The organism is Puniceibacterium sp. IMCC21224, from assembly GCF_001038505.1.
Taxonomy (GTDB): domain Bacteria; phylum Pseudomonadota; class Alphaproteobacteria; order Rhodobacterales; family Rhodobacteraceae; genus Puniceibacterium.
Genome location: NZ_LDPY01000001.1, coordinates 2,520,043 through 2,546,194 on the forward strand (window position 1 = coordinate 2,520,043; position 26,152 = coordinate 2,546,194).

Consider the following 26,152-nt stretch of genomic DNA (forward strand, 5'->3'; position numbering starts at 1 on the left):
AGGCAGGCGCGCTCAGTCGCGTTGCTGGGCGTCGGCGCGGGATTTACCCGAAACGTTCAGCGCCAGAGTTGCGGCCATAAACGGGTCGAGATCGCCGTCAAGAACCCCCTTGGTGTCCGAAGTTTCATGCTGGGTGCGCAGGTCCTTGACCATTTGGTAGGGCTGCAACACGTAAGACCGGATCTGGTTCCCCCAGCCTGCATCGCCCTTGGCCTCATGCGCCGCGTTGATATCCGCGTGGCGACGGTCCAGTTCCAGCTGATAGAGCCGCGATTTCAACGCCTTCATCGCGATATCGCGGTTCTGGTGCTGGGACTTCTCAGAGCTGGTGACAACGATGCCGGTGGGATGGTGGGTGATCCGCACAGCCGAATCCGTGGTATTCACGTGCTGCCCGCCCGCACCCGAACTGCGGTAGGTATCAATGCGGATATCGTTGGGGTTCACCTCGATCTCGATATTGTCATCCACGACCGGATAGACCCAGATTGACGAAAATGAGGTATGGCGCTTGGCCGCTGAATCGTAAGGCGAGATCCGCACCAGCCGGTGGACACCGGATTCCGATTTCAGCCAGCCATAGGCGTTGGGGCCGCTGATCTTGTAGGCTGCGGATTTGATACCGGTCTCGTCGCCCGCGCTCTCTGATTGCAGTTCGACCTTGTAGCCCTTTTTCTCGGCCCAGCGGACATACATCCGTGCCAGCATCGACGCCCAGTCGCAACTCTCGGTGCCGCCGGCGCCTGCGTTGATTTCAAGAAAGGTGTCGTTGCCGTCGGCCTCACCATCCAGCAGGGCCTCAAGCTCTTTGACACCGGCCGTCGCTTCGAGTGCTTTCAGCGCCGCTTCGGCTTCGGCGACCACCTCGGCATCATCTTCCATCTCACCCATTTCGATAAGTTCGAGGTTGTCCGCCAGTTCCTGCTTGATCGAGGTATAGGTTTCCATCGCGTCGACCAGCATCTGCCGTTCACGCATCAGTTTCTGCGCCGCTTCGGGATCGTTCCACAGGTTAGGATCCTCAACCCGGGCGTTGAATTCCTCGAGCCGGTGCGGGGCGGTGTCCCAGTCCAGCCGCTGACGCAGCAGATCAAGCGATTTCTCGATCTTGTCGACATGGTTCTGAAGCTCTGCGCGCATGAGGGGGTCCTGTCAGTCCTGCTAAGGCCTGCCTGATACCAAGCCAGCGCGTCCGGGACAAGATCAGCCTTTTTGCAGACCTTTGCTCAGTACAGACCACCCGAACTGAGGGACCCAAAGCTGGCCTTGGGCCCGACCACAGCCTTTTTGCCTGAGGATGTGGTGACCTGCCGCGCGGTACCGCCATCTGGCTGGATGATGTCGAAATTACCACCCATGGCAAAGCCACCGTCGAACTGGATGCCAAAGATCGGCTCTTCGCCTTCGCGGAAACATTCGGACACCACATTGGCACCGCTGGCCCCATTGCCCAGACGGGCGCCGGTAAAGCGGTCGATATTGATGAACTGGCACGAGGTCGGGACCTTGAATTTGCCACCGCCGTATTTCTTGACCGCCTGCAGCATGAACTGCTGAAACACCGGGCCGCACATACCGCCACCTGATGCGCCGCGCCCCATGTTGCGTGGCTGATCGTAGCCGATATAGCAGCCCGCGACGATATTGCTGGTAAAGCCGACGAACCAGACATCCTTGGAATCGTTGGTGGTGCCGGTCTTACCTGCGGTTGGAACCGGCAGGTTGACAGTACGGCGGGCGGTCCCGCGTGAGACCACCCCTTCGAGCATGGAGGTCAGCTGATACGCGGTCACCGGGTCCATAACACGTTCGCGGTTGGACACGATGCGCGGACTGCGATCTGACGCGATGTTCAGATCGTCGCAATTCACGCAGTCGCGTTTGTCATGCCGGTAGACAGTGTTGCCGTAACGATCCTGCACCCGGTCAACCAGAGTGGGTTCCACCCGCTCACCGCCATTGGCGAACATCGCATAGGCCGCTACCATTTTGAAAATCGTCGTTTCCTCGGACCCCAGTGCATTGGCCAGCACCCGGCTCATGTGATCATACACGCCGAATTTCTCGGCATACCGCGCGACGGTGTCCATTCCGACCTCTTGGGCAAGGCGGATGGTCATCAGGTTGCGCGACTGTTCGATGCCGGTGCGCAACGGCGTTGGGCCGTAAAAGGTGTTCGACGCGTTCTTGGGACGCCACACACCCTGCGGCGTGTTGATCTCGATCGGGGCGTCCACCACGATGGTCGCCGGGCTATAGCCGCTGTCCAGTGCCGAAGCGTAAACAAAGGGTTTAAAGCTGGACCCCGGCTGACGTTTCGCCTGCGTTGCACGGTTGAACACCGAATGCTGATAGCTGAAACCGCCCTGCATCGCGATCACCCGGCCAGTGTTGACGTCCATCGCCATGAACCCGCCCTGCACCGCGGGCACCTGGCGCAACGTCCAGCGGATGAACGACCCGTCGCTGTCAGCGGTCATGCGGCGGACCAACACCACCTCGCCCACAGCCAGAAGGTCACCCGCGACCTGCGCTTTGCGCCCCAGCTTGCCAGTTGGCAAACGCTTGCGCGCCCATTGGACGTCCTTGGCGGGAATCCAGTGGCCATCCTGATCCTCGGCGACGTTTTCGATCCCGATACGGGCCTCGTTCGCACCAACTTCGAGGACAACTGCCGGATACCATTGGTTTTCGAGGTCGACATCGCGTGACACCGACACCGATCCCAACGCCTCGCGCCAGGCGGCTTCGGACCCCAGCTGGTCGACCGGGATCGTCTTGCCCGTGCCACGCCAGATGCCCAGACTGCGGTCATAGCTTTCAAGCGCGGTGCGCAGCGCCTTGGCCGCCTCGACCTGCATTTCGGGATCAATTGTGGCGCGGACCGAAAAACCGCCGGAAAAGAATTCGCCCTCACCGAAATCACGGCTCAACTGGCGGCGGATTTCGTCGGTGAAATAATCGCGCGGTGGCAGGCTGGCCTGGAACGGATCAAAGTCGCCGTTCTGAACCGATTCCAGTGGCGCTGCGACCTCCTGTTCGTAGACCGCTTGGGTGATATAACCATTCTCTTCCATCTCGCGCAGGACAAAGTCGCGGCGCTGGGTCACGCGTTCCTTGGCGCGAACCGGATGGAAATCGGACGGCGCCTTGGGCAGCGAGGCCAGAAACGCCGCCTCGTGCGGTGACAGGTCTGCCAGAGATTTATTGAAATAGGTCTGTGCGGCGGCCGTCACACCATACGAATTCTGGCCCAGAAAAATCTCGTTCAGGTACAGTTCAAGGATCTTGTCCTTGCTCAGCGTTTCCTCAAGCCGGGTGGCGAGGATGATTTCCTTGATCTTACGCTCGGCGCGCCGGTCGCCCGACAACAGAAAGTTCTTCATAACCTGCTGGGTGATGGTCGAGGCACCGCGCACATCGCGCCCGCGCGTGCGCACGGCGTCGATGGCCGCAGCCGCAATGCCGCGAAGGTCATAGCCCTGATGGGAATAGAAATTCTTGTCCTCGGCGCTGATGAACGCCTCTTTGACCAGATCCGGGATTTCGTTCGCCGGAGTGAACAGGCGGCGTTCCTGCGCGAATTCATCGATGATCCGGCCTTCGGTCGAATAGATCCGACTGATGGTCGGGGGCGTATATTGTGCCAGACTTTCGTGGCTGGGCAGATCGCGGCCATACATCCAGAAGACCGCCCCAATGGTCACAGCCACCATAAACAGGCCGAGCGTCAGCACACTGAAAATTGCTCCGAAAAAGGACAGGATAAATCTGGTCACGCGGCACGGCTCTCTGACTGGGTTGCACGGGGTGACTTATACCGCAGGCGCGCCCGCGTCAAAACACAACGTTGCGTGTGATGGCCGGTTCCTGCCACCGACCACTGCCCCCTATTGGCGCCGCAGTCGGGCCAGTGCCGCATCCTCGACCGCCCAGGCCTGAAGCCCGTCGCGAATACCCGCCGCCATGCCCGCCCGCCAGGCCGGATCACGCAAGTTTCTAAGATCCGCGCTCGTCGACAGAAACCCGAGTTCGATCAGGACCGACGGGATATCGGCCGCCTTGAGCACCGAAAACCCCGCCTGGCGCAGCGGATGTTTGTGCACCCGCCCCACCGCATTGCGGATACCGGCAAGCAGATGCCGCGCCATCGCATGCGACCGTGGGCTGTTGTCCAGCCGCGCCAGCGACATCAGCACATTGGCTACCCGGTCATCCGATCCGGACAGATCCAGCCCTGCGAGCAGATCGTCGCGGTCATGCCGTTCGGCCAGCGCCGCCGAGGCCGCGTCAGACGCCTCATCGGCCAGCGTGTAAATCGCCGCCCCACGCGCCGCGCCTTCCTCCAGCGCATCAGCGTGCAGCGACACAAAGATATCCGCGCCCAGCTCATGCGCGAGCTTCACCCGGCCTTCGAGCGAGACAAAAACATCCGCATCACGGGTCAGCGCCACCTCGAACCCACCCGAGCGTAACAACACTTCGCGTAATTCGCGCGCAAAGGTCAGCATCAGATCAGCCTCGGACAGGCTCTCGGTCTCGGCCCCCGGATCTATGCCACCGTGACCGGGGTCGATCACCACCAGCAGCGGTCCGTCCCCCTTTGGCATCGAGCGAACAGCGGCGGCAGGTGGCAAATCCCAACGTGGATCGCGCGGCGCGCCGGCGACCGCGTCGAATTCCACCTGGCTGGCCCGCGCCAGCTGCACCCTCAGTGCTGCGCGCGCCGTCTCGGGGTCAATCGTCAATCCCGCCTCGCGCAACGTCATCGGCGCGTTCAACAGCGCCACCAGCCGCGACCAGCCGGCACGAAAGCTGCCCATGCGAACACTGTCGATTCCATCAGCCTGGTCAAAGACCTCTGGGTCGGCGGCCTGCCAATCCACCTCGCGGAAATCAAGTACCAGCCGGTTTGGCGCGCTCAGCGTATAGACCCGCCACGGCACACCCTGACTGAGGTCCAGATCAAACGTCACGCCTGCTTTCGCGTCGCGCACCTGCCCACCCTCGAACCGTGCGAGGCCGCCCAGTTCCTGCGCCTGAACATCCTGCAATCCGTGGCCACCCGCCCAAAGCGCCACAGCTACGGCCAAACTCTTGAAAATCTTGCTCATTGCCCCTGCCCCGGCCGGTTTTGCCAAAGCCTACACCGACCGCGCGTCGCTGTGCACCCCCGGACGCAATACGGGCAATCACGCCAAGGTGATGAGGTTTCATTTCACGCGGATTTACGCCACGGAACAAACAAATTGACTCTGCGTCAAATTCCTTTCAATTTGAAAAAATCGTCCGCTGAGCGCCGCCAGACCACACAGTTTCCACAAACAATTTTTTAAATCCGGAGCCCGCCCCATGGCCAATGTCCAATTCTTCGCACCGATCAATTTCCTGACCCGCGAAATTTTCAGCGGCACGACGACCGAAGCCGGCCCCAGCCGCATCGTCGTCGAAACCAGCAATCTGAAGGCCGAATACGGTGGTGCATTCACCTTTAACAACAGTGGTGAAGTCTTTGGTACCTTGCAGACCTTTCGTCAGACCGATTTCGGCGTGTTGCAGTTTGATGCAACCGAGATCAACGCAGACGCTCATTCCATCTTTCATGCGATCAACGCGCGCGTTCTTGGCGACGTGCTCGAAATCGCGCTGGCAAATGACGATGTGCTGACCGCGTCAAGCGGCTCGGACTGGATCAGTGGTTACGCTGGCAATGACATGATCCGCGGCTTTGGCGGGTTTGATACGCTGTTGGGCGGCGACGGTGATGACACCATCATCGCGGGTGACGACAGCCAGCCCGACCCTTCGATCCTTGCTGGTGAAGCGGGCAACGATTCGCTCGTGGGCGGCGAGGGCAATGATCGTATGTCCGGGTCCGATGGCAATGACACCGTGTTCGGCAACGGCGGCAACGACAATATTGGCGGTGGCCTCGGCGATGACAGTTTAAGTGGCGGTAACGGCAACGACACCATCGGTGGCGGTATGGGCGACGATTACATCGACAGCGGTGCCGGACGGAATGTGCTTGCCGGTGGACCGGGCAACGACTTTTTCTTTTTGGGCAATGGCGGCAATACCGCCGGCGGGTCGTTTGGCAATGACACCATCGACTCGGGTGGTGGCGACGACAATCTGGGCGGCGGGACAGGTCAGGATCAGATTTATGGCGGATCGGGCAACGACACAATCGGCGGCGGCGAAGGGAACGACACAATCGTCGGCGGTCTTGGTGACAACTTCCTGGCTGGCGGCGGGCGCGACGACTATATTTATGGGCTGAATGGCAATGACACCATTAACGGTGGGCCGGGCGACGATTTCATGGTCGGAGAATACGGATCGGATCTGTTCGTCTTTAATATGTTTACCCCCGGCGAAGTCGACAGAATCACCGACTTCACCAACGGCGATGATAGATTCCGCTTTAGCGGCATCGAAGGCAGCAACAAACAGGAACGCTTTGATGCGCTTGAGATCGTTGACGTGAACGACACCTTTTTCGGAACGGTCGAGATCAGATATAATGGTCACGTGATTTCACTCGACACGCTTTTTGGTATCAGCGCAGCTGATCTTGGACCCGAGGATTTCATCTTTGTTGCCTGAGTTCTTAGGGCGGTCCCCACTGCCTGACACAGTGCTGTTGGTGCCAATGACATGGCCACCTTCAATTTCGCCCAGCCGATCAATTTTAACACACTTGAGATCTTAACCGACACCATCCTCAAAACGACGTCCACCCGTGTCCTGATTTCTGACGGCGTTTTGGTCGCGCGATACGACTGCGATTTCAGTGAGATAGGGGATCATCCGCGTCTGCCCGGCATCGGCGGCGGACGCCTCCTGATACAAGCTGGAATTCCATGAACTCCTGAGCTTGGCGTCCATCCGCCAGCCCGGCCTGACACACCCTCTGAAACGGATTGATACCATGGCAGATCTAAAAATCTATCAACCGCTGAACTTTCTGACCAGAACCGTGTACTTTGGTGAGTCTCTGGAAAGTACCGCGTCGCGCATCGTGTTCTTTTACACGGACCGGGGGCTTGGATTACTAGATCGCATTGCTGACGATGGCGAATGGAATCTGGCCGAGCAACTGACCGAATTCGGTGGATCGTTCACTTATCCTGAAGATGGCGGTATTTCCGGGCCCATCGAAACATTCGCCATGACGGCATTCGGCATACCACAATTCAACGCAACCGGCATAGATACCCCCGCGCTGACATTGTTTGAAGAAGTGGAATCCCGCGCCGAGGGTGGCGTCGAAGGGATTGATTTTTTCTCCTTCGAAGATGACGATGACATCGTTTTTCTGCTGGTGCCATTAGGCGATCTCATGCGCATAGTACTGGGTCAGAATGACAGCATCACCGGCTCTGTCGGCGCGGACTATATTCTGGGCTACGACGGCAACGATCTGATCGAGGGCAACGGCGGCCTCGACACACTGGTCGGCGGAGACGGTGACGACACCATCACAGCAGGCGACGGCGACGCCATCCTCGCGGGTGAAGGCGGGAACGATTCAATCGTCGGCGGCGGCGGCAACGACAGACTGTCCGGGTCGGATGGCAACGACACCGTCGAGGGGTTTGGCGGTAATGACAATATTGGCGGCGGCCCGGGCGACGATGTGCTGACCGGCAACTCTGGCAACGACACGCTTGGCGGTGGGCTGGGCGACGACTCGGTCCATGGCGGCTACGGCAACGATGTAATGGCCGGCGGGCCAGGCGACGACCTGATGAGCGGCGAAAAAGGCGACGATACCATGGGCGCTTCGTTTGGCGACGATACCGTCTACGGCAGCTGGGGGCGTGACAGCCTGGGTGGCGGCACCGGAAGCGACCTGCTGGATGGCGGGCGTCACGACGACGCCATCGGCGGCGGTGAGGGTAACGACACAGTGCTTGGCGGTGACGGCGACGATTTCCTCGCGGGGGGCGGACGCCATGACAGCGTGGATGGTGGCAACGGCCTCGACACGATCAATGGCGGCTCTGGCAACGACACACTGACCGGCGGCACCGGGGCGGATATGTTTGTTTTCAATAGCATGAACACTGGCGAAGCCGACCTTGTCACCGATTTTGAAGATGGGTTGGACCGCATCCGCCTTGGCGGTGTCGAAGGCATGGGTCGGCAGGGGCGCTTTGACGGGCTCGATATTGCCGACGCCATGATCGACGGTACGGCGGGTGCCACCGTGTCCTACCACGGTCACGTGATCAGCATGATTGGTGTCAGTGCAGCCGATCTGGGCGTCAGTGATTTTGTCTTTGTCTGATCAGCCAGAACCCGCGCCGACGCGCCACATGAAATCACAGGGATATCCTTTCGCCCCTGTGCGGGCTGAGCCACGAAAGGATTGACTCGTCAGCCTCGTGCTTTCAAATTGAAAACGCATTGAGTTCAGCACCAATTCTTCCACCCCACACCAGATGGATATTACACCATGGCAAACGTCGAAATTTACGTCCCGATCAACCTGCTCACCGAAGAAGTATTTTTTGGCAGTGAGCTGGAAAAATCAGCCACCCGGTACGCCATCTCGGATGGCGATAACACCGCCGAATACACCGGCAGTTTCACCTATCCCAGCTCTTTTGGCATCGAAGGTACGCTGCAAACCTTTCGGGTGAGCCGCATGGACGTGCTGCAATTCGATGTGACCGACATCAACGCCGACGCCGCTGCGGTCTTTGCGGGTTATTTCACCCCCGAGGGGCTTCAGGGCGCGCTGTCAGTGGCCTTTGCCCAAGCGGACATTTTCCTGGGTTCAACCGGCACCGACTATATCCTGGGTTACGGCGGCGATGACAGTATCGACAGCAACGGCGGCGCAGACACCATCGAAGGCGGGGATGGTAACGACACACTGATCGGCAGCGACGATGACAACACCCTCGCTGGTGGTGCGGGCAACGATTCCATCCTTGGGTATGACGGCGTTGACCGGATCTCGGGCTCGGACGGCGACGACACGCTGTCCGGCATGGGTGGTGATGATGAAATGGGCGGCGGTCCGGGCATCGACGTCATGATCGGTGGCGACGGCAACGACCGGATGGGCGGCGGCCTGGACACCGATTACATGACCGGCGGCAACGGCGATGACATTGTCAACGGCGGTCCTGGCGACGATTCCAACGATGGAGGCGAAGGCAGCGACACGATGGGCGGCTCGTTTGGCGATGACATCGTGACAGGCGGGCGGGGTGACGACAGCCTGGGTGGCGGCGCGGGCAGGGATTTTGTCGACGGAGAGGACGGCAACGACACCATCGGCGGCGGTGAGGGTAACGACACCATCATCGGCGGCGCGGGCTTTGATTTCCTGGCGGGCGGCGGGCGAAACGACATCATTGACGGCGGCGACGGGCGCGACACGATCAACGGCGGCACAGGTGATGACACGCTGACCGGCGGCACCGGAGTGGATCTGTTTGTCTTTAACATCCTGAACGATGGCGAAATGGACCTGATCACCGATTTTGAGGACGGGCTGGACCGCATCCGCCTGAGCGGTGTCGATGGCGACAACAAACAGGCCCGCGTCGACGCGTTGGACATCGCCGACGCGATGATTGATGGCGAGACGGGTGCCACCGTTACCTACAACGGCCATGTGATATCAGTGGTGGGCGTGGGCGCTGCGGATCTTGGCTTTGACGATTTTGTCTTTGTCTGATCCGCAATGTCCGGCAGGCGCGGGCGTTGCCCCTGCCCGCATACGCGGCCCTACGACCGTGCCGCCATGAACCGGGCCAGTCGCGCCAGACCGTCCTCGATATCCGCGGTCGCACGAGCATAAGAAAAGCGCAGAGTGCCGCCGCCGCGCACTGGATCGAAATCCAGCCCCGGCGTGACAGCTACCCCGGCCTGCTCCAAAATCTCGGCGGCAAAGGCGCGGCTGTCATCGGTCAAATGGCTGACGTCCGCGTAGACATAAAACGCCCCGTCCGGCGGCGCGATCCGATCAAATCCAGCACGCGGCAAACCCTCAAGCATTAGCTGTCGGTTCCGGCGGTAGACCGCCATATTGCCCTGCAATTCGTCGTCGGCATCCATCGCCGCCAACGCCGCGACCTGCGCTGCGTGGGGGGCGCAAATAAACATGTTTTGCGCCAGACGTTCGACCTGCCGCACCTGCGCCTCTGGCACCACCATCCAGCCGACGCGCCAGCCGGTCATGCTGAAGTATTTCGAGAACGAGTTGATCACGCAGACATCATCGCTGATCTCCAACGCGCTGACCGCGCGGCGCTCATATTCGATCCCATGATAAATCTCGTCCGACAGAAATGCAGCCCCCCGCGCCTGACAGTCGTCAATCAGCCCCGCCAGCGCATCGCGATCCAGCATCGTGCCAGTGGGATTGGCGGGTGAGGCGACCATCAGTCCCTCGTACTCCAATCCCGCCAGATCGGACGGCACCGGTTGCAGGCGGTTTTTGGTCGCTGTCTGCACCTCGACCGGCACCAGATCCAGCGCCTTGAGGATCTGCCGGTACGACGGATATCCCGGAGCGCCAAGCGCCACCCGATCCCCCTGGTCAAAAAGCGCCGTGAAGGCGAGGATGAATGCCCCGGAGGATCCCGGCGTCACCACCACACGCGCCGGGTCCAGATCGACATTATACCAATCATTATACAGCGTTGCGATCCGCGCCCGCAGCGTCGGAAGCCCCAGAGCCACGGTATATCCCAGCGCCTCGTCCTGCATCGCACGGGCCAGTGCGGCGCGCGCGGCCTCGGGCGCGGGGGTGCCGGGCTGCCCCACCTCCATGTGGATGATGTGGCGCCCGGCATCCTCGGCGGCGCGGGCGGCTTCCATCACATCCATCACAATGAAGGGATCAACCGCCCCACGGCTTGAGTTTCGCATGCTCTGTTCCCTACACTGCCCGTCACATGCAGGGTTAGAAAACGAATGGGGCGGCGCGTCAATGTTTCACCGGGTCCAAGCAGTCAACGCACTGGCGTGGGCTTTGACATTGCTGCTGATCGCCGCGACACCTGCCCGCGCGATCGGATTGCTGCGCGATGCCGATATCGAATACGGGTTGGCGCAGCTGGCGGCACCGATTCTGCGCGCCTCGGGACTCAGTCCCGAGCAGGTGCGCGTGCTGGTGGTCGACGACAACACCCTCAACGCCTTTGTCGCCGACACGCAGACGATTTTTATCAACGCGGGCCTGATCCTCAAGCTGAACAATGCGCGCTCGTTGCAGGCGGTTCTGGCGCATGAGGCGGCGCATATCGCCAATGGCCACATCACCCGCCGCGCCGGCAATGCCCGCACCGCGCGCACCGCAGCGGGCCTTGGGATGGTCCTTGCCGGGGCCGCAGCGGCAGCGGGTCAGGGACGGGCGGCGGCGGGACTGGCGGTTGGCACGGCATCCTCTGCGCGTGGCGTATTCCTTGGTCACACCCGCGCCGAAGAGGCATCGGCCGATCAAAGTTCCCTGCGCACCATGCTGCGCGCCGGGATCGACCCCCAGGGCGCTGTTGAGGTGATGGAGATTTTTCGCGGCCAAGAGGCGCTGTCGGTTGGTCGTCAGGACCCCTATATGCTGTCGCATCCGCTGTCGCGCGACCGGTTCCGCGCGATGCAGGCCTTTGTCGCTGGGGCCGGCGCCCCACCTGCCCCTGACGGCACCGCGAATTACTGGTTCGCCCGGATCAAAGGCAAGCTGTCGGCCTTTGCCCGCGCGCCCGCCTGGACCCTGCGCCGCGCCGACGAAGGTCCGACCAAGGACATCGAACTGATCCGCAAAGCCGCAGCCTATCATAAGCAGAGCGATGCGACCCGTGCCATTAAGGCCATTGACGGCGCTATCGCCCTGCGCCCGCGCGATCCATTCCTGCTCGACCTCAAGGGGCAGATCCTACTGGAATCGCGCCGCGCTGATGCAGCGGTGCAGACCCTGCAACAGGCTGCGGCCCTTGCGCCGCGCGATGCCCTGATCCTTGGCGGGCTGGGGCGCGCGCAACTGGCCGCAGGGAATCCGCGCGCCGCTCTGGCGACGCTGGAAAAGGCCCGTAGCCGCGATTTCCGCGATGCGCGAATTCTGCGCGACCTTGGCACGGCTTATGCGCAGGACGGACAGAACGGCATGGCTTCGCTTGTCACCGCTGAACGCTATGCCCTGCAGGGACGCCTGCCCGACGCCGAAATTCACGCCAAACGGGCCGAGGCGCTGCTGGCGCGCGGTTCCGGCGCATGGCAACGCGCGCAGGATGTGCTAAATGCTGCGAAACAGACGCAACGACGCTGACACCTTTAACCGCCCCCTCCGGAGATCAAGATGACCAGACAGTTCACCGCCGCCGCAGCCTTTGCGCTTTGCCTTGCCACACCGGCGCTGGCCTTTGACCCCGCCGCCATGTCGGACGCGGAAAAGGCGGCGTTCAACGACGCGGTCCGCGCCTATCTGATGGACAATCCGCAGGTGATCATGGATGCGGTTGACGGGCTAGAGGCACAGCGCGCAGAACAGCAGGCATCAGCCGATGGCACGCTGGTTGCCACCAACCTCGATGCCCTGCATGGCGACGGCTACTCTTGGGTTGGCGGAAACCCCGAGGGCGACGTGACCGTGGTCGAATTTATGGACTACCGCTGCGGCTATTGTCGCAAGGCGCATGACGAAGTGGCCGAACTGGTCGGCAGCGATGGCAACATCCGCTATATCGTCAAGGAATTCCCGATCCTCGGCGAAGCGTCGATGATCTCGTCCCGCTTTGCGATTGCGACGCGGATGATCGCAGGAAACGACGCCTACAAGGCCGCGCATGATGCGCTAATCACGCTGACGGCAGACATGTCGGAACCGGTGCTGCGCCGCCTGTCGGGCACGCTCGGTCTGGATGCGGATGCGGTTCTGGCCAAGATGGATGACCCCGAAGTCGCCCGCGAAATCAATGAGACCCGTGCCCTGGCACAGCGGCTTCAGATCAACGGCACGCCAACCTTTGTCATGGGGGACGAATTGGTGCGCGGCTATGTTCCATTCGCCACAATGCAGGCTATTGTGACCGATCAACGCGCGGACAGCTGACCGACGGGTCAAGGGGCGGGATGGCACCTGCCCCTTTGGCGTTTATTCGGCCGCCTGCGTCGCGGCCTCTGCGGCCTCAAGCTCGGCAGCCTTCTTTTCGACCTGCTCAACGATATGTTCGATCATCGCGTCATTGCCCAGTTTGTGGCTTTGCTTGCCCGCAAGATAGACCATGCCCGCGCCATTGCCGCCGCCGGTGAACCCGACATCGGTCATCAGCGCCTCACCGGGGCCGTTGACGACGCAGCCGATGATGCTCAGCGACATTGGCGTCTTGATATGCTCCAACCGCTGTTCCAGTGCTTCGACCGTCTTGATGACGTCGAACCCCTGACGCGCGCAGGACGGACACGAGATGATGTTGACGCCACGATGCCGCAGACCCAGCGATTTCAGGATTTCGTAGCCAACCTTGACCTCTTCGACCGGATCAGCCGACAGCGACACACGAACCGTGTCACCGATCCCCATCCACAAAAGATTGCCCAGTCCGATGGCCGATTTGATCGTACCGGATGTCAGTCCCCCCGCCTCGGTGATCCCGAGGTGGATCGGCGCATCCGTTGCCTCGGCCAGTTTCTGATAGGCGGCGGCGGCCATGAACACGTCTGACGCCTTGCACGAGATCTTGAACTCGTGAAAATCATTGTCCTGAAGAATGCGGATGTGTTCCAGACCGCTTTCGACCATGGCGTCGGGGCACGGCTCGCCGTACTTTTCCAACAAGTGCTTTTCCAACGATCCGGCGTTGACTCCGATCCGCATCGAACAGCCATAATCCCGCGCCGCCTGAATCACATCGCGTACCCGCTCGGGTGATCCGATGTTGCCCGGATTGATCCGCAGACATGCGGCACCCGCCTCAGCCGCCTCGATCCCGCGTTTGTAGTGGAAATGGATGTCGGCGACGATCGGAACCGGGCTTTCGCGCACGATCTCTTTCAACGCTCTGGACGACTCCTGGTCCGGCACCGACACCCGCACGATATCCGCGCCCGCATCCGCCGACCGCTGAATTTGGTCAATCGTGCCCTTAACGTCCGTGGTCAACGTGTTGGTCATCGTCTGCACGGTGATCGGCGCATCGCCCCCCACCGGCACGTTGCCCACCATGATCTGGCGCGATTTGCGGCGGTAGATGTTGCGCCACGGGCGAATGTGATTGAGGCTCATGCGGGGCTCCCTCGGCGGACAGAACTTTGGGCAGAGGTTGCTCTGCTCCTAGCTTTAGGTAGCGACGCAACACCAATACATCAACCGCGACCTGCCAAGACACGCATGGTGATGAACCTGAAACAGAGGTTATTCTGTCGAGAGGTCGGTGCTGTTCAATTCGGCTACGACGCGCGCCAGATCGGTGTCATCCTCGGCGACCGCAACCTTGTAGCTGGTGGTCAGGTTGGCGACCGAAAGCGGCAGCTTCGACGTGACCTGCCCGCGGCTACCCGCCGGACCATAAGTTTTGCCGTTCACTGCAAAATAGATCGCCCCGGATTCGCCGATGCGCACATTGGCCGGATTTTCCGTTTGCGGCACGGCATAGGTATCGCCAGCCTTCATCGTCGCCTCATGAATGGTGGTGCCATCGGCCGCCCGAACACGCACCCAAGCTTCGCGCACAGCGACCAGAGTCACACCCGGCGCCCTGAGTTCGAGTACACGCGGCGAGTCGGGCACCTGTCCCAGTGCTTCGGCCAGTGCCCGGTCGACGCCATCCTTGATCACGTCGCCCTGCACCTGTGGCAGGTCGGTCTGCGCGGCCTGTGCAAATGCGCCGACGCTGCGCGGATCGAGGGTCGAGATTGGCGCATCCCGCGCAATCAGCACCGGAACGTCCAGCGCCTGCGGTCGATAAAGCCGGTCCAGCGCTTCGTTGCTCGGGGGCGAGAACAGGCCGGCAGCGGCATTCGCTTGCGTGGTCTGGGCATCATCCGCGCCCTGCACCGGGCGTACCGCAGCGTCCAGAGGGTCAAGATCCGACAGGACCACCGGCGTCTGGTCAATCGGCGCCAGCTGCACGCGCTGCACCTCTTGCAATACGGTCCAGCCACCAAAACCGATGCCGCCAATCAGCGCCACCAGCACCAGCATCGACCCGATGGCACCGGGTTCGATCCGCGACAACAGCGAATCGCCGCCGGGTGCGAATGGCAGATTCGGCTGTGCAAAAGGATCGCGCGGCGCTTTGGTCGCGACCGGACGCTCGTCGCGTTTTTTGATGACGCTGGCCTTGTCCGACATGCCATGCGCGGTGACAAAGCCACTTTCGGCGCAAAAGGCGGCAAAGGTGGCGTCAGGGTCCATGTCGAGATATCGCGCATAGGACCGCACATATCCCGCGATAAAGCCAGGTGTGTCAAAAGACGACGGATCACAATTCTCGATCGCTGAGATGTAGCCAGCCTTGATGCGCAATTCGCGCTGAACATCGAGCAGCGATTTACCCATCGTCGCACGTTCGCCACGCATCACATCGCCAAGACGCAGTTCGAAATCATCGAAACCCAGCGGTTTCGCTACATCCACAACTGTCTCGCGCTTGAGTTTGCGCCCGATCATGCCGATTGCCCCGTATCTGCCATGAACCGTCCCGTGTCTGCCCTCTCGCGACACGTTAAGATTCGAGTCGCATTCTTATTCCCAGAACCCTAACACATCGCAAGGAGATATACAGGTTTTAGGCGATCAGGCGCTCAGTTCGGCACGATTCAGCGCGCAATGGGACCATAATTCATCCATCGCCTGCACCAAACGGTCCATCTCACGCGGGCCATGGACGGGCGACGGGGTAAAGCGCAGCCGCTCGGTCCCGCGTGGCACTGTCGGGAAATTGATCGGCTGTACATAGATACCATAGCGCGACAGCAGCATGTCCGACAGTTTCTGGGTGTGGACCGGATCGCCGACCATCACCGGAACGATATGACTGCCATGGTCGATCAGCGGCAGGCCCAGCCCTTTGAGCCGGGTTTTCAGGATTCTTGCCTGTGTCTGGTGCAGATCACGGCGCGCCTGATCGCGCTTGAGCAGCGCGACGGACGTGGCCGCTCCGGCGGCAACGGCAGGCGGCAGCGAAGTAGTAAAGATGAAGCCCGGCGCGTAAGAGCGAATCGCGTCGCACATCTTGTAAGTAGCCGCGATATAGCCACCCATGACGCCATACGCCTTGGCCAGGGTGCCGTTGATGATGTCGATGCGATGCATCAGCCGGTCGCGTTCTGCGACACCCGCCCCGCGCGGGCCATACATACCGACGGCGTGAACCTCATCACAATAGGTCAGCGCACCGAATTCGTCTGCCAGATCGCAGATCGCCGCGATCGGTGAAAAATCGCCGTCCATCGAATAGATTGATTCAAATGCGATCAGCTTGGGCGCAGCCGGATCGTCAGCGGCAAGAAGTTCGCGCAGATGCTCAAGATCATTATGTCGAAAGATCCGCTTGGCCCCGCCATTACGGCGCACACCTTCGATCATCGACGCGTGATTCAGCGAATCGGAATAGATGATCAGACCGGGAAACAGTTTCGGCAGCGTCGACAGGGTTGCGTCGTTGGCGATGTAGGCACTGGTGAACAGCAGTGCCGCCTCTTTGCCATGCAGATCGGCCAGTTCCGCCTCAAGCTGCTTGTGCCAGACCGTGGTCCCCGAAATATTGCGCGTACCGCCCGACCCGGCGCCGGTGGCATCCAGCGCCTCGTGCATGGCCGCCAGAACCTCGGGGTGCTGGCCCATGCCAAGATAATCGTTGCCACACCAGACAGTAATCGGCTCTTCGGAGCCGTCAGATTTGCGCCAGATGGCATGCGGAAACTGCCCGCGCGTGCGTTCGATGTCGATAAACGTCCGGTACCGGCCCTCTTCGTGAAGACGGCCCAGTGCTGTGTCAAGTTTCGCGGTGTAGTCCACCGGACGTCCTCCTGATCTTGATACCCCGCCCCGACGCCGGTTCCAGTCAGGGAACGTCGTACGGGAAAAGGTTTTCGATCTGCTTGAAATATAAGCCTTCGCCCGCGTTGACAACCAGTTTGGGCAGGACCACATGTCGCAGCCTAAGGTCGGGGTGGCGTGACGCTGCGTTCTTTGGCGCCTGATATGTCAGGCCATGCCGCGTGTTGGACGGTCTTTGCTGATGTTAAACTTCATCCCGTCCAGCAATTCAGCCAGATCCGGCCGCGCCGCCGGGCCGTTCGACAGCGCGACAATCTGCGCCGTACCGTCTGGTCGGATGCAATAAACCCCCGGCTCGGCAAAGCGGCGATCGGTCTCGGCCGTTGACAGCGGATCCGAGATATATAGCCCCAGCGCCCGCATCTGCGACTCACTCAGGTCTACAGCCACATCCATCGTCCAGCCAAATTCCGCGACATCGGCACGGGCCTTGTCGAGCGGGTCGGCAGAAACCGCGATAATATCCAGTCCCGCCTCGTTCCAGGCGTCTTTCATCTGCTCAAGCGTATTGAGATAGCGTTTGCAGCGCGGGCAATGTTTGCCACGATAGACCACCAACAGGGTCCATCGGTCCCGTGTGCCGCCAATCGACACAGCGCCGCCGCCGACCGTGTCCCAGCTGATTTGCGGCATTGCCCCGCCGGCAGGAAATCCCGCGCCGCTTGATTGCGTCGCGTTTGCTGTATCCGTCGCCATTGTGCTCTCCTGTTCAGCTGGTGCCATCGGCCCGTACCACAGGCCATGACCACCCTGCCACGTGCCACTTCCCCAGGGCAATATCCATTGACCTCGGACGCCATAACGACAAGTTTGGGGCAAATCAAAATCAAAGGTGGTCCCATGTCTCTTGACGCTGTTCTGTCCCGCATCGACGCCAATCTGCCGGACGCAACCGAACGCCTGTTCGAACTGTTGCGCATCCCCTCGATCTCGACCGACCCGGACTACAAGGACGCCTGCGACACCGCTGCTGACTGGCTGGTGGCCGATCTGCAATCGCTGGGCGTCACCGCGTCGAAACGCCAGACCCCCGGCCATCCGATGGTTGTCGGCCATTTCGACGGTCCCAAGGGGTCGGATGCGCCGCATCTGCTGTTCTATGGCCACTATGATGTGCAGCCGGTCGATCCGCTCGATCTGTGGGACCGTGATCCGTTTGATCCGCAGATCGAAGAGACCGCCAATGGTCCGGTGATCCGCGCCCGTGGGTCCAGCGACGACAAGGGCCAGTTGATGACCTTTATCGAGGCTTGCCGCGCCTGGATTGCGGTCAACGGCACCCTGCCCTGCGCGATCACATTCTTTTTCGAGGGCGAGGAAGAAAGCGGCTCGCCGTCGCTGGTGCCATTTCTCGAAGCCAGCCGCGACGAATTGCGCGCCGATGTCGCGTTGATCTGCGACACCGGGTTGTTCGATTCCCGCGCGCCTGCGATCGTCACCCGCCTGCGCGGCCTGCTGGGTGAAGAACTGACCATCACCGGTGCCTCAAAGGATCTGCACTCGGGTATGTTCGGCGGCCCGGCAATCAATCCGATCCGTGTGCTGTCGCGCATCATCGCCGGGCTACACGACGACACGGGCCGCGTAACAGTCCCACATTTTTATGATGGCGTACCCGAAGTCGCCGCCGATATCATGGCGCAATGGCAGGGGCTGGGATTCGACCATCAAAGTTTTCTCGGCGACGTGGGTCTGAGCACCCCGGCGGGCGAACAGGACCGCACCCCGTTGGAAATGATCTGGTCGCGCCCCACCTGCGAGGTCAATGGCATCTCTGGTGGCTATACCGGAAAGGGCTTCAAAACCGTGCTGCCGTCGCAGGCCTCGGCCAAGATCAGCTTTCGTCTGGTCGGTACACAGGATCCCTTGGCCATTCGGGAAAATTTTCGCGCTCTGGTGCGGTCGCAACTGCCGCCCGACTGTACTGTGACCTTCTCTGGTCACGGTGCGTCGGCCGCGTCGACCATGGCAACGGATCACCCGGCGTTCGAGGCCGCGCGCACCGCCCTGTCGGAAGAATGGCCCGATCCGGCGGCGTATGTGGGGGCCGGCGGCTCGATCCCGGTGGCCGGTCATTTCAAAGGGATCCTCGGAATGGACGCGATGCTGATCGGCTTTGGCCGGGATGACGATCAGATCCATTCGCCGAACGAAAAATACGACATGGAAAGTTTTCACAAAGGGATCCGTAGCTGGGCGCGCATTCTCGACGCATTGGCCTGATACTGGTCTGATATAGTGGGCCTCTCGGCGCGGCGCGGCTTTGGTACTGCGCCGCATACCTGCTAGCCACTGAGCAGTGCGCTACAATCTGGCCATGCGACACAATCAGGAGCGAATCAAACGATCACAATCTCTTCCAAAGGATTAACGTGGGCTTGGGCCGTTCCCCAAGCCGGGGAAACCGTGGCAAATAAGCACCGGACGTTGCGTCAACTCTTAGTATTTAGTAAATTTCTATGATTTAGCCAAGTTTGCGGCCCAAACCAACCACGAGTTCGCCACATTCCCGCACCAAAAATTAACGCATGAAATACGCATTCAGAAAACAGAGCAAAACGGATTTCAACGACCGGCTGCGTCGTCTCAATTCGTCACACGGGTCCGCCGGATCGTACCGTCAGGGCGCCGACACGAACTCGGCCCGCCCGATCCTGTTTACCCTGCTGGGGTTCGCATGGTTCTACACCGTGATCACCGTCGCCGAGCGGAAATCGCATCTCAAGCTCAGCCTGGTTCAGGGCAACCTACCGGCACAATACCATGACATGATCATGGCAGGCCTCGGGGCGCTGCTTGCTGTGTCTGGCGTCATGCTTGTGCTGCATCTGGTCCGCTATCTGATGAAACGCGGTGCCAAGCGCTCGAACAGCGGTGGTATCCTGGTCGGGGCTCTGGTCGCGGCAACCTTGGTTTATACACCGCCCAGCGTCTTTGAAGCAGGCTTTGGCATGTTGGACTCGAATTCGCGCAGCCTGATCATGGCCGCCAGTTCAACTGTGACCGGAAATGTATCCGGCCTGGACTGGAGTGCAATCCAGCTCGTATCCTCCTACAGCAAGTAATCCCGCGACACGGGCACCATGCGATCTTAAACCAGACCGATAAACCGCTCTGGCAGACAGTATTGGTGGTCAAACTCCGGTCGGCCGAATTGCCAGAAACCGGTGTCGCCGCGTGGTTTCCAGCTCTTGTGCATCCGTTTGCGCAGCCACTTCAGGTCAAACCCCTGCTGCATCTGCAACTGTTTAAAACCCTCGAACAGCGCGAGATCCTCGCCCCGCGCCTCGGCAAACCAGTGCCGCCCGATAGATGTATCTTCAACGGCGCCTGCTTCACGTGCCACCGCATTTCTCTGGTCCATTACTTTGATATAATTCTCAAAATCGCAAAACTTTAAGTGCAGCAGATAGAGCGCATCAGGTGTGTTCAGCTTGTCTGATTGTGTATAGTGACCGCCCCTTGCAATCTTGGTTCCCATACTCAGAATACAGGGTTTGGAGTAATGCGGCGCAAGGCGCACATACCTGCGTGGTCCAATGATTTGATCGCTGATCGGCTCAGGCTCAATATCCAGACGATGTATCACTTCGAGGCCCAGCGGCGTCAGCACCCGGCGCAGCGGCGACTTTTCCAGAAATTGTAGTAGGTTCATGCCGCTATCGGGGTCAACGATCACCAGCTCGTCGACATCACCAACAATCACATGGTCGTAATACCCGCGAAGCCCGGCCGCGACGCCGTTCAGCAGCCGCCAGCGCTTCATGTCGAAATTTTGATGCGTATCTCCGGGAATTCCAATGATATTAGCGCCTTGCGCCGTGCCTCTCACCTCATCTTCGCGCCCGTGACTAATGATATAACAATTCTCACGCCCCAGAGTGCCACCATAGTGGCGCAGCCAGGCGCGCAGAAAAAACGGATCGTTCCGCACCATGGTCACAGCGGCGGCTGTTGTCTGCATCTGTCCGGCCTCACGTCAGTTTTGGCGTATGTTACCGCAGGGCTCCTATCAAGAGAATCGCAATCTGCCTTGCGCAGGTTTAACGTGACGCCAACAGGCAAAGCACCATAGGCAACGCGATGATCGCACTGAATATCCCGGAACCGGGTTGGCAGATTTTTCCCTCGGGCACCCCCCCCCGCCGGGTCCAAGTTTTTGGCGAACGTTCGTCCGGCACCAATTTTGTCAAACGGCTGATCGGGCGGAACACCAGCGTGCAACCGATTGAGGATCTGGGCTGGAAACACGGCTTTGCGCAGATGGCAGCGATCCCCGAGGACGTGCTGATAGTCGCCGTGGTACGCGATGCCCGCGCCTGGGCGCTGTCGATGCATGCCAAACCCTGGCACACGCCCTCTGCGATGCAACGCCTTGAATTCACAGATTTCCTTCGGACCGAATGGGCGACCATTGCCGATCGCCCACGGTATTTCCCGCAGGTTGCAGCGTTGGGTGGTACTGGCAGGCCGTTGCAACAGGACCGCCACCCGATCACCGGGCGTGCGTTTGCCAACCTGTTTGCGCTGCGTCGCGCGAAACTTGCCGGGGTGCTGGGATTTTTCCAGCGCGACTGCGCCTTTGTGCTGGTCCGGCTAGAATCGCTGCAAGCCGCGCCAGAGGCGTTTATCGACGCCCTCACCGCGACCCTTGACCTGACCCGACCGCACCCTGATTTCCGTCCTGTTGTCCGACGTCTGGGAGCCAAGTTCAAACCATCGGTCCAAGAGCGTCCCGCAACGCCGGACAGCTTTCCCGCTGCCGCGCTGCCGTTGCTACATGCCACGCTGGATCTGGATGTCGAAGGCGCGCTTGGCTATCACTACTGATCGCGCGGCACCTCATCGGGGGGCGTTTCGTCGATCAGAATACGCCAGGCTGCGCCGTCCAGATCATCGTATTGCCGCACCTTCAGGCTCCAAAGGAAAGCCGCCAGCCCCAGCCCACCCAGGACCAGCGACACCGGGATCAGCACCACCAGCACGTTCACGGGCGCACCCGCAACGCGTTCAGCAGCACCGAAATCGAAGAGGCTGACATCGCGATTGCCGCCATCAGCGGCGTGGCGATCCCCGCCAGCGCCAGAGGCACCGCCACCATGTTATAGACTGCGGCGATACCGAAATTTTCGACCGAGCGCGCCCGCGCCTTGCGTGCGACCCGCAGCAGCACTGGCAATTCGGCCAGTCCATGACTCAGCAGCACGACATCTGACGCCACCCGCGCCAGATCGGTGGCAGACCCCGGCGACACCGAGGCCCAGGCCGATGCCAGCGCCGCCGCATCGTTCAACCCGTCGCCAACCATCAGCACCTTGCGCCCGTCCCGCGCCAGCGCCTCAAGGCCCGCGACCTTTTCAGCGGGCGACATGCCGGCGCGGACCGCTTGTATGCGCAGGGCGTCCGCCACCGGGGCAACCGCGTCGGGTGTGTCGCCCGAAAACAGATGCAGGTCGATCCCCGCCGCTTGCAAAGCAGCCACCGTGTCCGCAGCGCCTTCACGCAGGTTGCTGTCCAACGTTAGATACCAGGCGCCGCTGGGCGTGGTCAGCCAGACACCCGGCCCCGTGCCCGACGTCGTGCCCGACGCCTGCGCGGTCCAGACCGCTGATCCGAGCCGAACCTGGCCCGCATCTGTCTCTGCACCCAGACCGAGTCCCGGATATTCTGTCAGGTTCCGCAGGGCAGCAGGCGCAACATCCCGTGCCCGCAGACCCTGGGCCACCGCACGTGCCACCGGATGCGTTGACCCCTCAGCCAGCGCCAGCGCAATCTGCGCGGCAGACGCAGGCAGTTGCCCGACATCCAGTCGCAACACTCCGTCGGTCAAGGTGCCGGTCTTGTCGAACACCACCGTATCAATCCCGGCAAGCCGTTCCAGCGCGGTGCCATTCTTGACCAGCACCCCGCGCCGGAACAATACGCCTGCCGCCGCCGTAGATACCGCTGGCACAGCCAGACCCAGCGCACAGGGACAGGTGATGATCAACACCGCAACCGCAACCCCCAGCGCATGGCGCATGTCCCCGGTCAGCATCATCCAGCCGACAAAACCCGCCAGCGCCAGCAGATGCACCAGCGGCGCATAGATCTGCGCCGCCCGATCGGCCAATGCGGTGTAACGGTTGCGCGCGGATTCCGCAGCGTCAATCATCGAGGCCATGCGGCGCAGCGTGCTGTCTTCTCCGACAGCCGTGACACCCAGCGTCAGCGCGCCAGCGCCGTTCAGCGCCCCCGCAGGCAGGGAATCCCCCGGAACGCAGGGCATCGGCAGGCTTTCGCCCGTCAGCATCGAATGATCAACGTCGCTGCGCCCCTCTTGTACCAAACCATCTACCGGGACGCGCGCGCCGGGCAACACGGCGATCCTGTCACCGACCGCAATCTCGGCCAGCGCAACGGTTTCGCGTGCCGCGCCGATCAGACGGATCACCCGCGGCACCTCAAGCGCTGTCAGGCGCGCGGCCGCGGATTGCGCCGCACTTCGGCTGCGCTGATCAAGCCAGCGCCCCGCCAGTAGAAAAAAGGTCAGCGACAGCGCCGCATCGAACCAGGCATCTGCGCCACCCATCATCGTCTCATATAACGACATCGCCACAGCCAGCAGAATCGCCAGCGAAATCGGTACATCCATATTCAACCGCCGCGCCGACAGCGCCGCCCAGGCATTGGCAAAGAACGGCTGCGCGCAAAATGCCACCGCCGGCAACGCAATCGCCGCCGAAATCCAGTGGAACATTCCCCGCGTCGCATCGGTCGCTCCGGACCAGACCGCAACTGACAGCAGCATGACGTTCATCATGGCAAATCCTGCGACAGCCACCCGCATCAACAATGCCCGCGCCGCCCGGTCCTGGGGCCCGCCCAGTGTTGCCGTGTCCAGCGGCAGCGCCGCGATCCCCAGCCCGGCCAGATGATCGACCAACCCCTCAACCGAGGCCGCGCCCGTCGCGTGAATCCGCACCCTGCGCTGCGACAGATTGACCCGCGCATTCCCCACCTCGGGCCGTGCTTGCAATCCGTTTTCGACCGTGGCGATACAGGCGGCGCAATGAATGCCCGGCAGGGCAAGGTCGATCACCTGTGGCGCCGCCACATCGCGCACGCCCTCAGCAGGCAGCGCGGCACAGCCGGGACAGGACACCATGCCGGGCTGCTCGACCAGGCTCATCCCGCCTCTCCCTCGGGCTGAAACAGGGTGATGTTGCGTTTGAAACCTGTGCCGTCAGCGGCCAGAAGGTGCAGCCGCAGCACCCAATACCCGCGGTCCAGGTGCACCCGCGCGACAAAGCCAGTCCCGGTCCAGTTCAGCGCCAGTTCTCGGTCATCCGCCACATGGGTCGCCCGCCCCAGCACTGCAGAGGCAATCACCGGCTGCACCGGCGCACCATCGGGACCAGTCAGATCGAGCCGCAGATCGTGCCTATCCAGCCGCGCCTCGACCTCCCAGCCCAGAGCGTCCTGAGCGGTACGGTCGACATCGAACGTCTGGCTCGCCACATAGGAATTTGGCACCTCTAGCCCCGGAAAGGTCGACACGGCCTGATACGCCAGCGTCAGATTGACGCCGATGATCACCGAAAAGCAGCCGCAAAAGATTGCCAGCACATGCCGACCGGTCAGTGGTCCTGTCATTGTGACACCCTCCCGTTAAAGGTTGTGGCGACGCTGGCGCTGGTGCCTGCGGCGAAGTCCTCGACCATCAGGGTTAGGTCGGTGTGGTCGCCGGTTGCCGCAGATGATCCCGGCGCTGCGGTCACATAGACCCGTTGCAGCAGAATTTCGTTGGCGGGCACCGACACTGTCGACGCGTCTTCGCCTTGCAGCGACAGGTTCAGCGCAGCGTCCGAGGTGAGCGACAGACTGAAATCGCGAGGTACATTGCTCATGTTGCGCAGGCGCACGTCGTAGATGTTGCGCACAGATCCATCGGGTTCAAGAACATAGGTCGGGTTGCGTACCGGGGCGACGGTCATATCAATATCTGACCGCATCAGCAGCGCCACAACCAACCCGACCCCGATCAACGACCAGAGCACGGTATATACAATCGTGCGCGGACGCAGGACATGGCGCAGCATCGGCACGGGCGGTTCACCGGCACGTTCCTTTGTCTCGTCGGTCAGGGCAAGATAGCCGATCAGCCCGCGTGGCTGCCCCACACGATCCATCATGTCGTCGCAGGCGTCGATGCAAAGCGCACAGGTGATGCACTCCATCTGCTGGCCGTCGCGAATGTCGATACCCGCCGGACACACATTGACACAGGCCATGCAGTCGATGCAGTCGCCTTGCTGCACCACCGCATCAGCCGCCGACTCTGGCGCAGCATATGCAGTGGCGATACGCGATGCAGCGGCGGCCTTGGCGCCCTTGCGATGCTTGCCGCGTGGCTCTCCGCGCCAGTCGCGATACGCCACGGTAATTGTGCCATCATCCATCATTGCTGCCTGAATGCGTGGCCATGGGCACATATAATTGCAGACCTGTTCGCGCATAAAGCCGCCAAAGACAAAAGTGGTGGCGACCAGCACTCCGATCGACGTGTAAGCCACCGCAGGTGCCTGAAACGTTGCCAACTGCCCCGCCAGCGTCGGCGCGTCGGCAAAGTAAAACACCCACGCCCCGCCTGTCGCTGCCGCAATCAGAAGCCAGACCAGCCATTTGGTCAGCCGTAACCGCCATTTGTGGATGTCCCAAGACTGCCGCCACAGGCGGATTCGCGCATTGCGGTCCCCCTCGATCCAGCGTTCCACCAGGATGAACAGATCAACCCAGACCGTCTGCGGGCAGGTATAGCCGCACCAAACCCGGCCCAACGCCGAGGTGAACAGAAACAGCCCCAAGCCCGCCATGATCAGCAAGCCGGCGACAAAATAGAATTCATGCGGCCAGATTTCGATGAAAAAGAAATAGAACCGCCGCTGCGCAAGGTCGATCAGCACCGCCTGATCGGGCAGGTTTGGTCCCCTGTCCCACCGTATCCAAGGCGTGAGGTAATAGATCCCCAGCGTCACCGCCATGATCGCCCACTTCAACTGGCGAAAGCGGCCCGACACCCGGCGCGGAAAGATCGGCTCGCGGGCGGCAAAGAGCGGAAGGGGGCGTCAGACATGTGGTGGACTCGCT

At 61.2% G+C, this 26,152-nt stretch carries 22 protein-coding genes; 9 read left to right on the forward strand and 13 right to left on the reverse strand.

Annotated elements, in window-relative coordinates:
• Window positions 1-12: 12 nt before the first annotated feature.
• The 3 genes from prfB to IMCC21224_RS11625 all read right to left on the reverse strand — a co-directional run bounded on the left by prfB (window position 13) and on the right by IMCC21224_RS11625 (window position 5,114).
• Entirely contained in the window at window positions 13-1,140 is a 1,128-nt protein-coding gene (prfB, locus tag IMCC21224_RS11615) for a peptide chain release factor 2 (protein ID WP_047995495.1), read from the reverse strand.
• 86 nt (window positions 1,141-1,226) lie between these two features.
• Entirely contained in the window at window positions 1,227-3,779 is a 2,553-nt protein-coding gene (locus IMCC21224_RS11620; RefSeq protein ID WP_047995496.1) for a penicillin-binding protein 1A, read from the reverse strand.
• 111 nt (window positions 3,780-3,890) lie between these two features.
• On the reverse strand, window positions 3,891-5,114 hold the full coding sequence (locus IMCC21224_RS11625) for an N-acetylmuramoyl-L-alanine amidase (RefSeq protein ID WP_053078959.1): 1,224 nt from the start codon (window positions 5,112-5,114) through the stop codon (window positions 3,891-3,893).
• Between the two features lie 238 nt (window positions 5,115-5,352).
• Here IMCC21224_RS11625 and IMCC21224_RS26520 point away from each other — a divergent pair, with 238 nt between their 5' ends.
• The 4 genes from IMCC21224_RS26520 (at window position 5,353) to IMCC21224_RS11645 (ending at window position 9,700) form a co-directional block, all read left to right on the forward strand.
• The gene (locus IMCC21224_RS26520; protein WP_053078960.1) at window positions 5,353-6,609 is read left to right on the forward strand and encodes a calcium-binding protein; all 1,257 of its coding nucleotides are present in this window, start codon (window positions 5,353-5,355) and stop codon (window positions 6,607-6,609) included.
• A 51-nt stretch (window positions 6,610-6,660) separates the two neighbouring features.
• Complete coding sequence (locus tag IMCC21224_RS11635) at window positions 6,661-6,870, forward strand: hypothetical protein (protein ID WP_047995497.1); 210 nt, start codon at window positions 6,661-6,663, stop codon at window positions 6,868-6,870.
• Between the two features lie 64 nt (window positions 6,871-6,934).
• Window positions 6,935-8,296 carry a calcium-binding protein gene (locus IMCC21224_RS28890; RefSeq protein ID WP_082135186.1) on the forward strand — a complete coding sequence of 454 codons (1,362 nt, stop codon included), beginning with the start codon at window positions 6,935-6,937 and terminating at the stop codon, window positions 8,294-8,296.
• Between the two features lie 168 nt (window positions 8,297-8,464).
• A complete protein-coding gene (locus tag IMCC21224_RS11645; protein ID WP_053078961.1) occupies window positions 8,465-9,700 on the forward strand; it encodes a calcium-binding protein in 1,236 nt (411 codons plus the stop codon).
• A gap of 50 nt (window positions 9,701-9,750) precedes the next feature.
• Here the strand turns inward: IMCC21224_RS11645 and IMCC21224_RS11650 are convergent, their stop codons facing one another.
• Window positions 9,751-10,896, reverse strand: coding sequence for a pyridoxal phosphate-dependent aminotransferase (locus tag IMCC21224_RS11650; protein ID WP_047995498.1), 1,146 nt, complete (start codon window positions 10,894-10,896; stop codon window positions 9,751-9,753).
• Between the two features lie 61 nt (window positions 10,897-10,957).
• On the opposite strand from IMCC21224_RS11650, the gene IMCC21224_RS11655 reads away from it, so the two are divergent.
• On the forward strand, window positions 10,958-12,289 hold the full coding sequence (locus IMCC21224_RS11655; RefSeq protein ID WP_053078962.1) for a M48 family metalloprotease: 1,332 nt from the start codon (window positions 10,958-10,960) through the stop codon (window positions 12,287-12,289).
• 30 nt (window positions 12,290-12,319) lie between these two features.
• Entirely contained in the window at window positions 12,320-13,072 is a 753-nt protein-coding gene (locus IMCC21224_RS11660; RefSeq protein WP_047995499.1) for a DsbA family protein, read from the forward strand.
• A 42-nt stretch (window positions 13,073-13,114) separates the two neighbouring features.
• Here the strand turns inward: IMCC21224_RS11660 and ispG are convergent, their stop codons facing one another.
• From ispG to IMCC21224_RS11680, 4 genes are all read right to left on the reverse strand, one after another.
• Entirely contained in the window at window positions 13,115-14,245 is a 1,131-nt protein-coding gene (gene ispG, locus IMCC21224_RS11665; protein ID WP_047995500.1) for a flavodoxin-dependent (E)-4-hydroxy-3-methylbut-2-enyl-diphosphate synthase, read from the reverse strand.
• 129 nt (window positions 14,246-14,374) lie between these two features.
• Complete coding sequence (locus IMCC21224_RS11670) at window positions 14,375-15,631, reverse strand: helix-turn-helix domain-containing protein (protein WP_047995501.1); 1,257 nt, start codon at window positions 15,629-15,631, stop codon at window positions 14,375-14,377.
• A gap of 126 nt (window positions 15,632-15,757) precedes the next feature.
• On the reverse strand, window positions 15,758-16,981 hold the full coding sequence (hemA, locus tag IMCC21224_RS11675; RefSeq protein WP_047995502.1) for a 5-aminolevulinate synthase: 1,224 nt from the start codon (window positions 16,979-16,981) through the stop codon (window positions 15,758-15,760).
• A gap of 189 nt (window positions 16,982-17,170) precedes the next feature.
• The gene (locus IMCC21224_RS11680; protein ID WP_053078963.1) at window positions 17,171-17,719 is read right to left on the reverse strand and encodes a peroxiredoxin-like family protein; all 549 of its coding nucleotides are present in this window, start codon (window positions 17,717-17,719) and stop codon (window positions 17,171-17,173) included.
• Between the two features lie 144 nt (window positions 17,720-17,863).
• On the opposite strand from IMCC21224_RS11680, the gene IMCC21224_RS11685 reads away from it, so the two are divergent.
• Entirely contained in the window at window positions 17,864-19,246 is a 1,383-nt protein-coding gene (locus tag IMCC21224_RS11685) for a M20/M25/M40 family metallo-hydrolase (protein WP_047995503.1), read from the forward strand.
• Between the two features lie 305 nt (window positions 19,247-19,551).
• Window positions 19,552-20,088: a hypothetical protein gene (locus tag IMCC21224_RS11690; protein WP_047995504.1), complete on the forward strand. Its 537-nt coding sequence runs from the start codon at window positions 19,552-19,554 to the stop codon at window positions 20,086-20,088.
• A 26-nt stretch (window positions 20,089-20,114) separates the two neighbouring features.
• Here the strand turns inward: IMCC21224_RS11690 and IMCC21224_RS11695 are convergent, their stop codons facing one another.
• Window positions 20,115-20,987, reverse strand: a complete 873-nt coding sequence (locus IMCC21224_RS11695) for a glycosyltransferase family 2 protein (protein WP_047995505.1) — start codon at window positions 20,985-20,987, stop codon at window positions 20,115-20,117.
• Window positions 20,988-21,106: 119 nt separating this feature from the next.
• Here IMCC21224_RS11695 and IMCC21224_RS11700 point away from each other — a divergent pair, with 119 nt between their 5' ends.
• Window positions 21,107-21,853 carry a hypothetical protein gene (locus tag IMCC21224_RS11700; protein ID WP_047995506.1) on the forward strand — a complete coding sequence of 249 codons (747 nt, stop codon included), beginning with the start codon at window positions 21,107-21,109 and terminating at the stop codon, window positions 21,851-21,853.
• On the opposite strand, the gene ccoS is transcribed toward IMCC21224_RS11700, so the two are convergent.
• From ccoS to ccoG, 4 genes are read right to left on the reverse strand one after another with little or no spacing between them, the layout of a single operon-like run.
• The gene (gene ccoS / locus IMCC21224_RS27080) at window positions 21,847-22,014 is read right to left on the reverse strand and encodes a cbb3-type cytochrome oxidase assembly protein CcoS (protein WP_082135187.1); all 168 of its coding nucleotides are present in this window, start codon (window positions 22,012-22,014) and stop codon (window positions 21,847-21,849) included. The two genes, IMCC21224_RS11700 and ccoS, sit on opposite strands and share 7 nt — an antisense overlap.
• Complete coding sequence (locus IMCC21224_RS11705) at window positions 22,011-24,194, reverse strand: heavy metal translocating P-type ATPase (RefSeq protein ID WP_047995507.1); 2,184 nt, start codon at window positions 24,192-24,194, stop codon at window positions 22,011-22,013. Before IMCC21224_RS11705 ends, ccoS begins: the two co-directional genes overlap by 4 nt.
• Window positions 24,191-24,658 carry a FixH family protein gene (locus IMCC21224_RS11710; RefSeq protein ID WP_047995508.1) on the reverse strand — a complete coding sequence of 156 codons (468 nt, stop codon included), beginning with the start codon at window positions 24,656-24,658 and terminating at the stop codon, window positions 24,191-24,193. Before IMCC21224_RS11710 ends, IMCC21224_RS11705 begins: the two co-directional genes overlap by 4 nt.
• Window positions 24,655-26,097: a cytochrome c oxidase accessory protein CcoG gene (ccoG, locus tag IMCC21224_RS11715; RefSeq protein ID WP_047995509.1), complete on the reverse strand. Its 1,443-nt coding sequence runs from the start codon at window positions 26,095-26,097 to the stop codon at window positions 24,655-24,657. Before ccoG ends, IMCC21224_RS11710 begins: the two co-directional genes overlap by 4 nt.
• Between the last annotated feature and the right edge of the window lie 55 nt (window positions 26,098-26,152).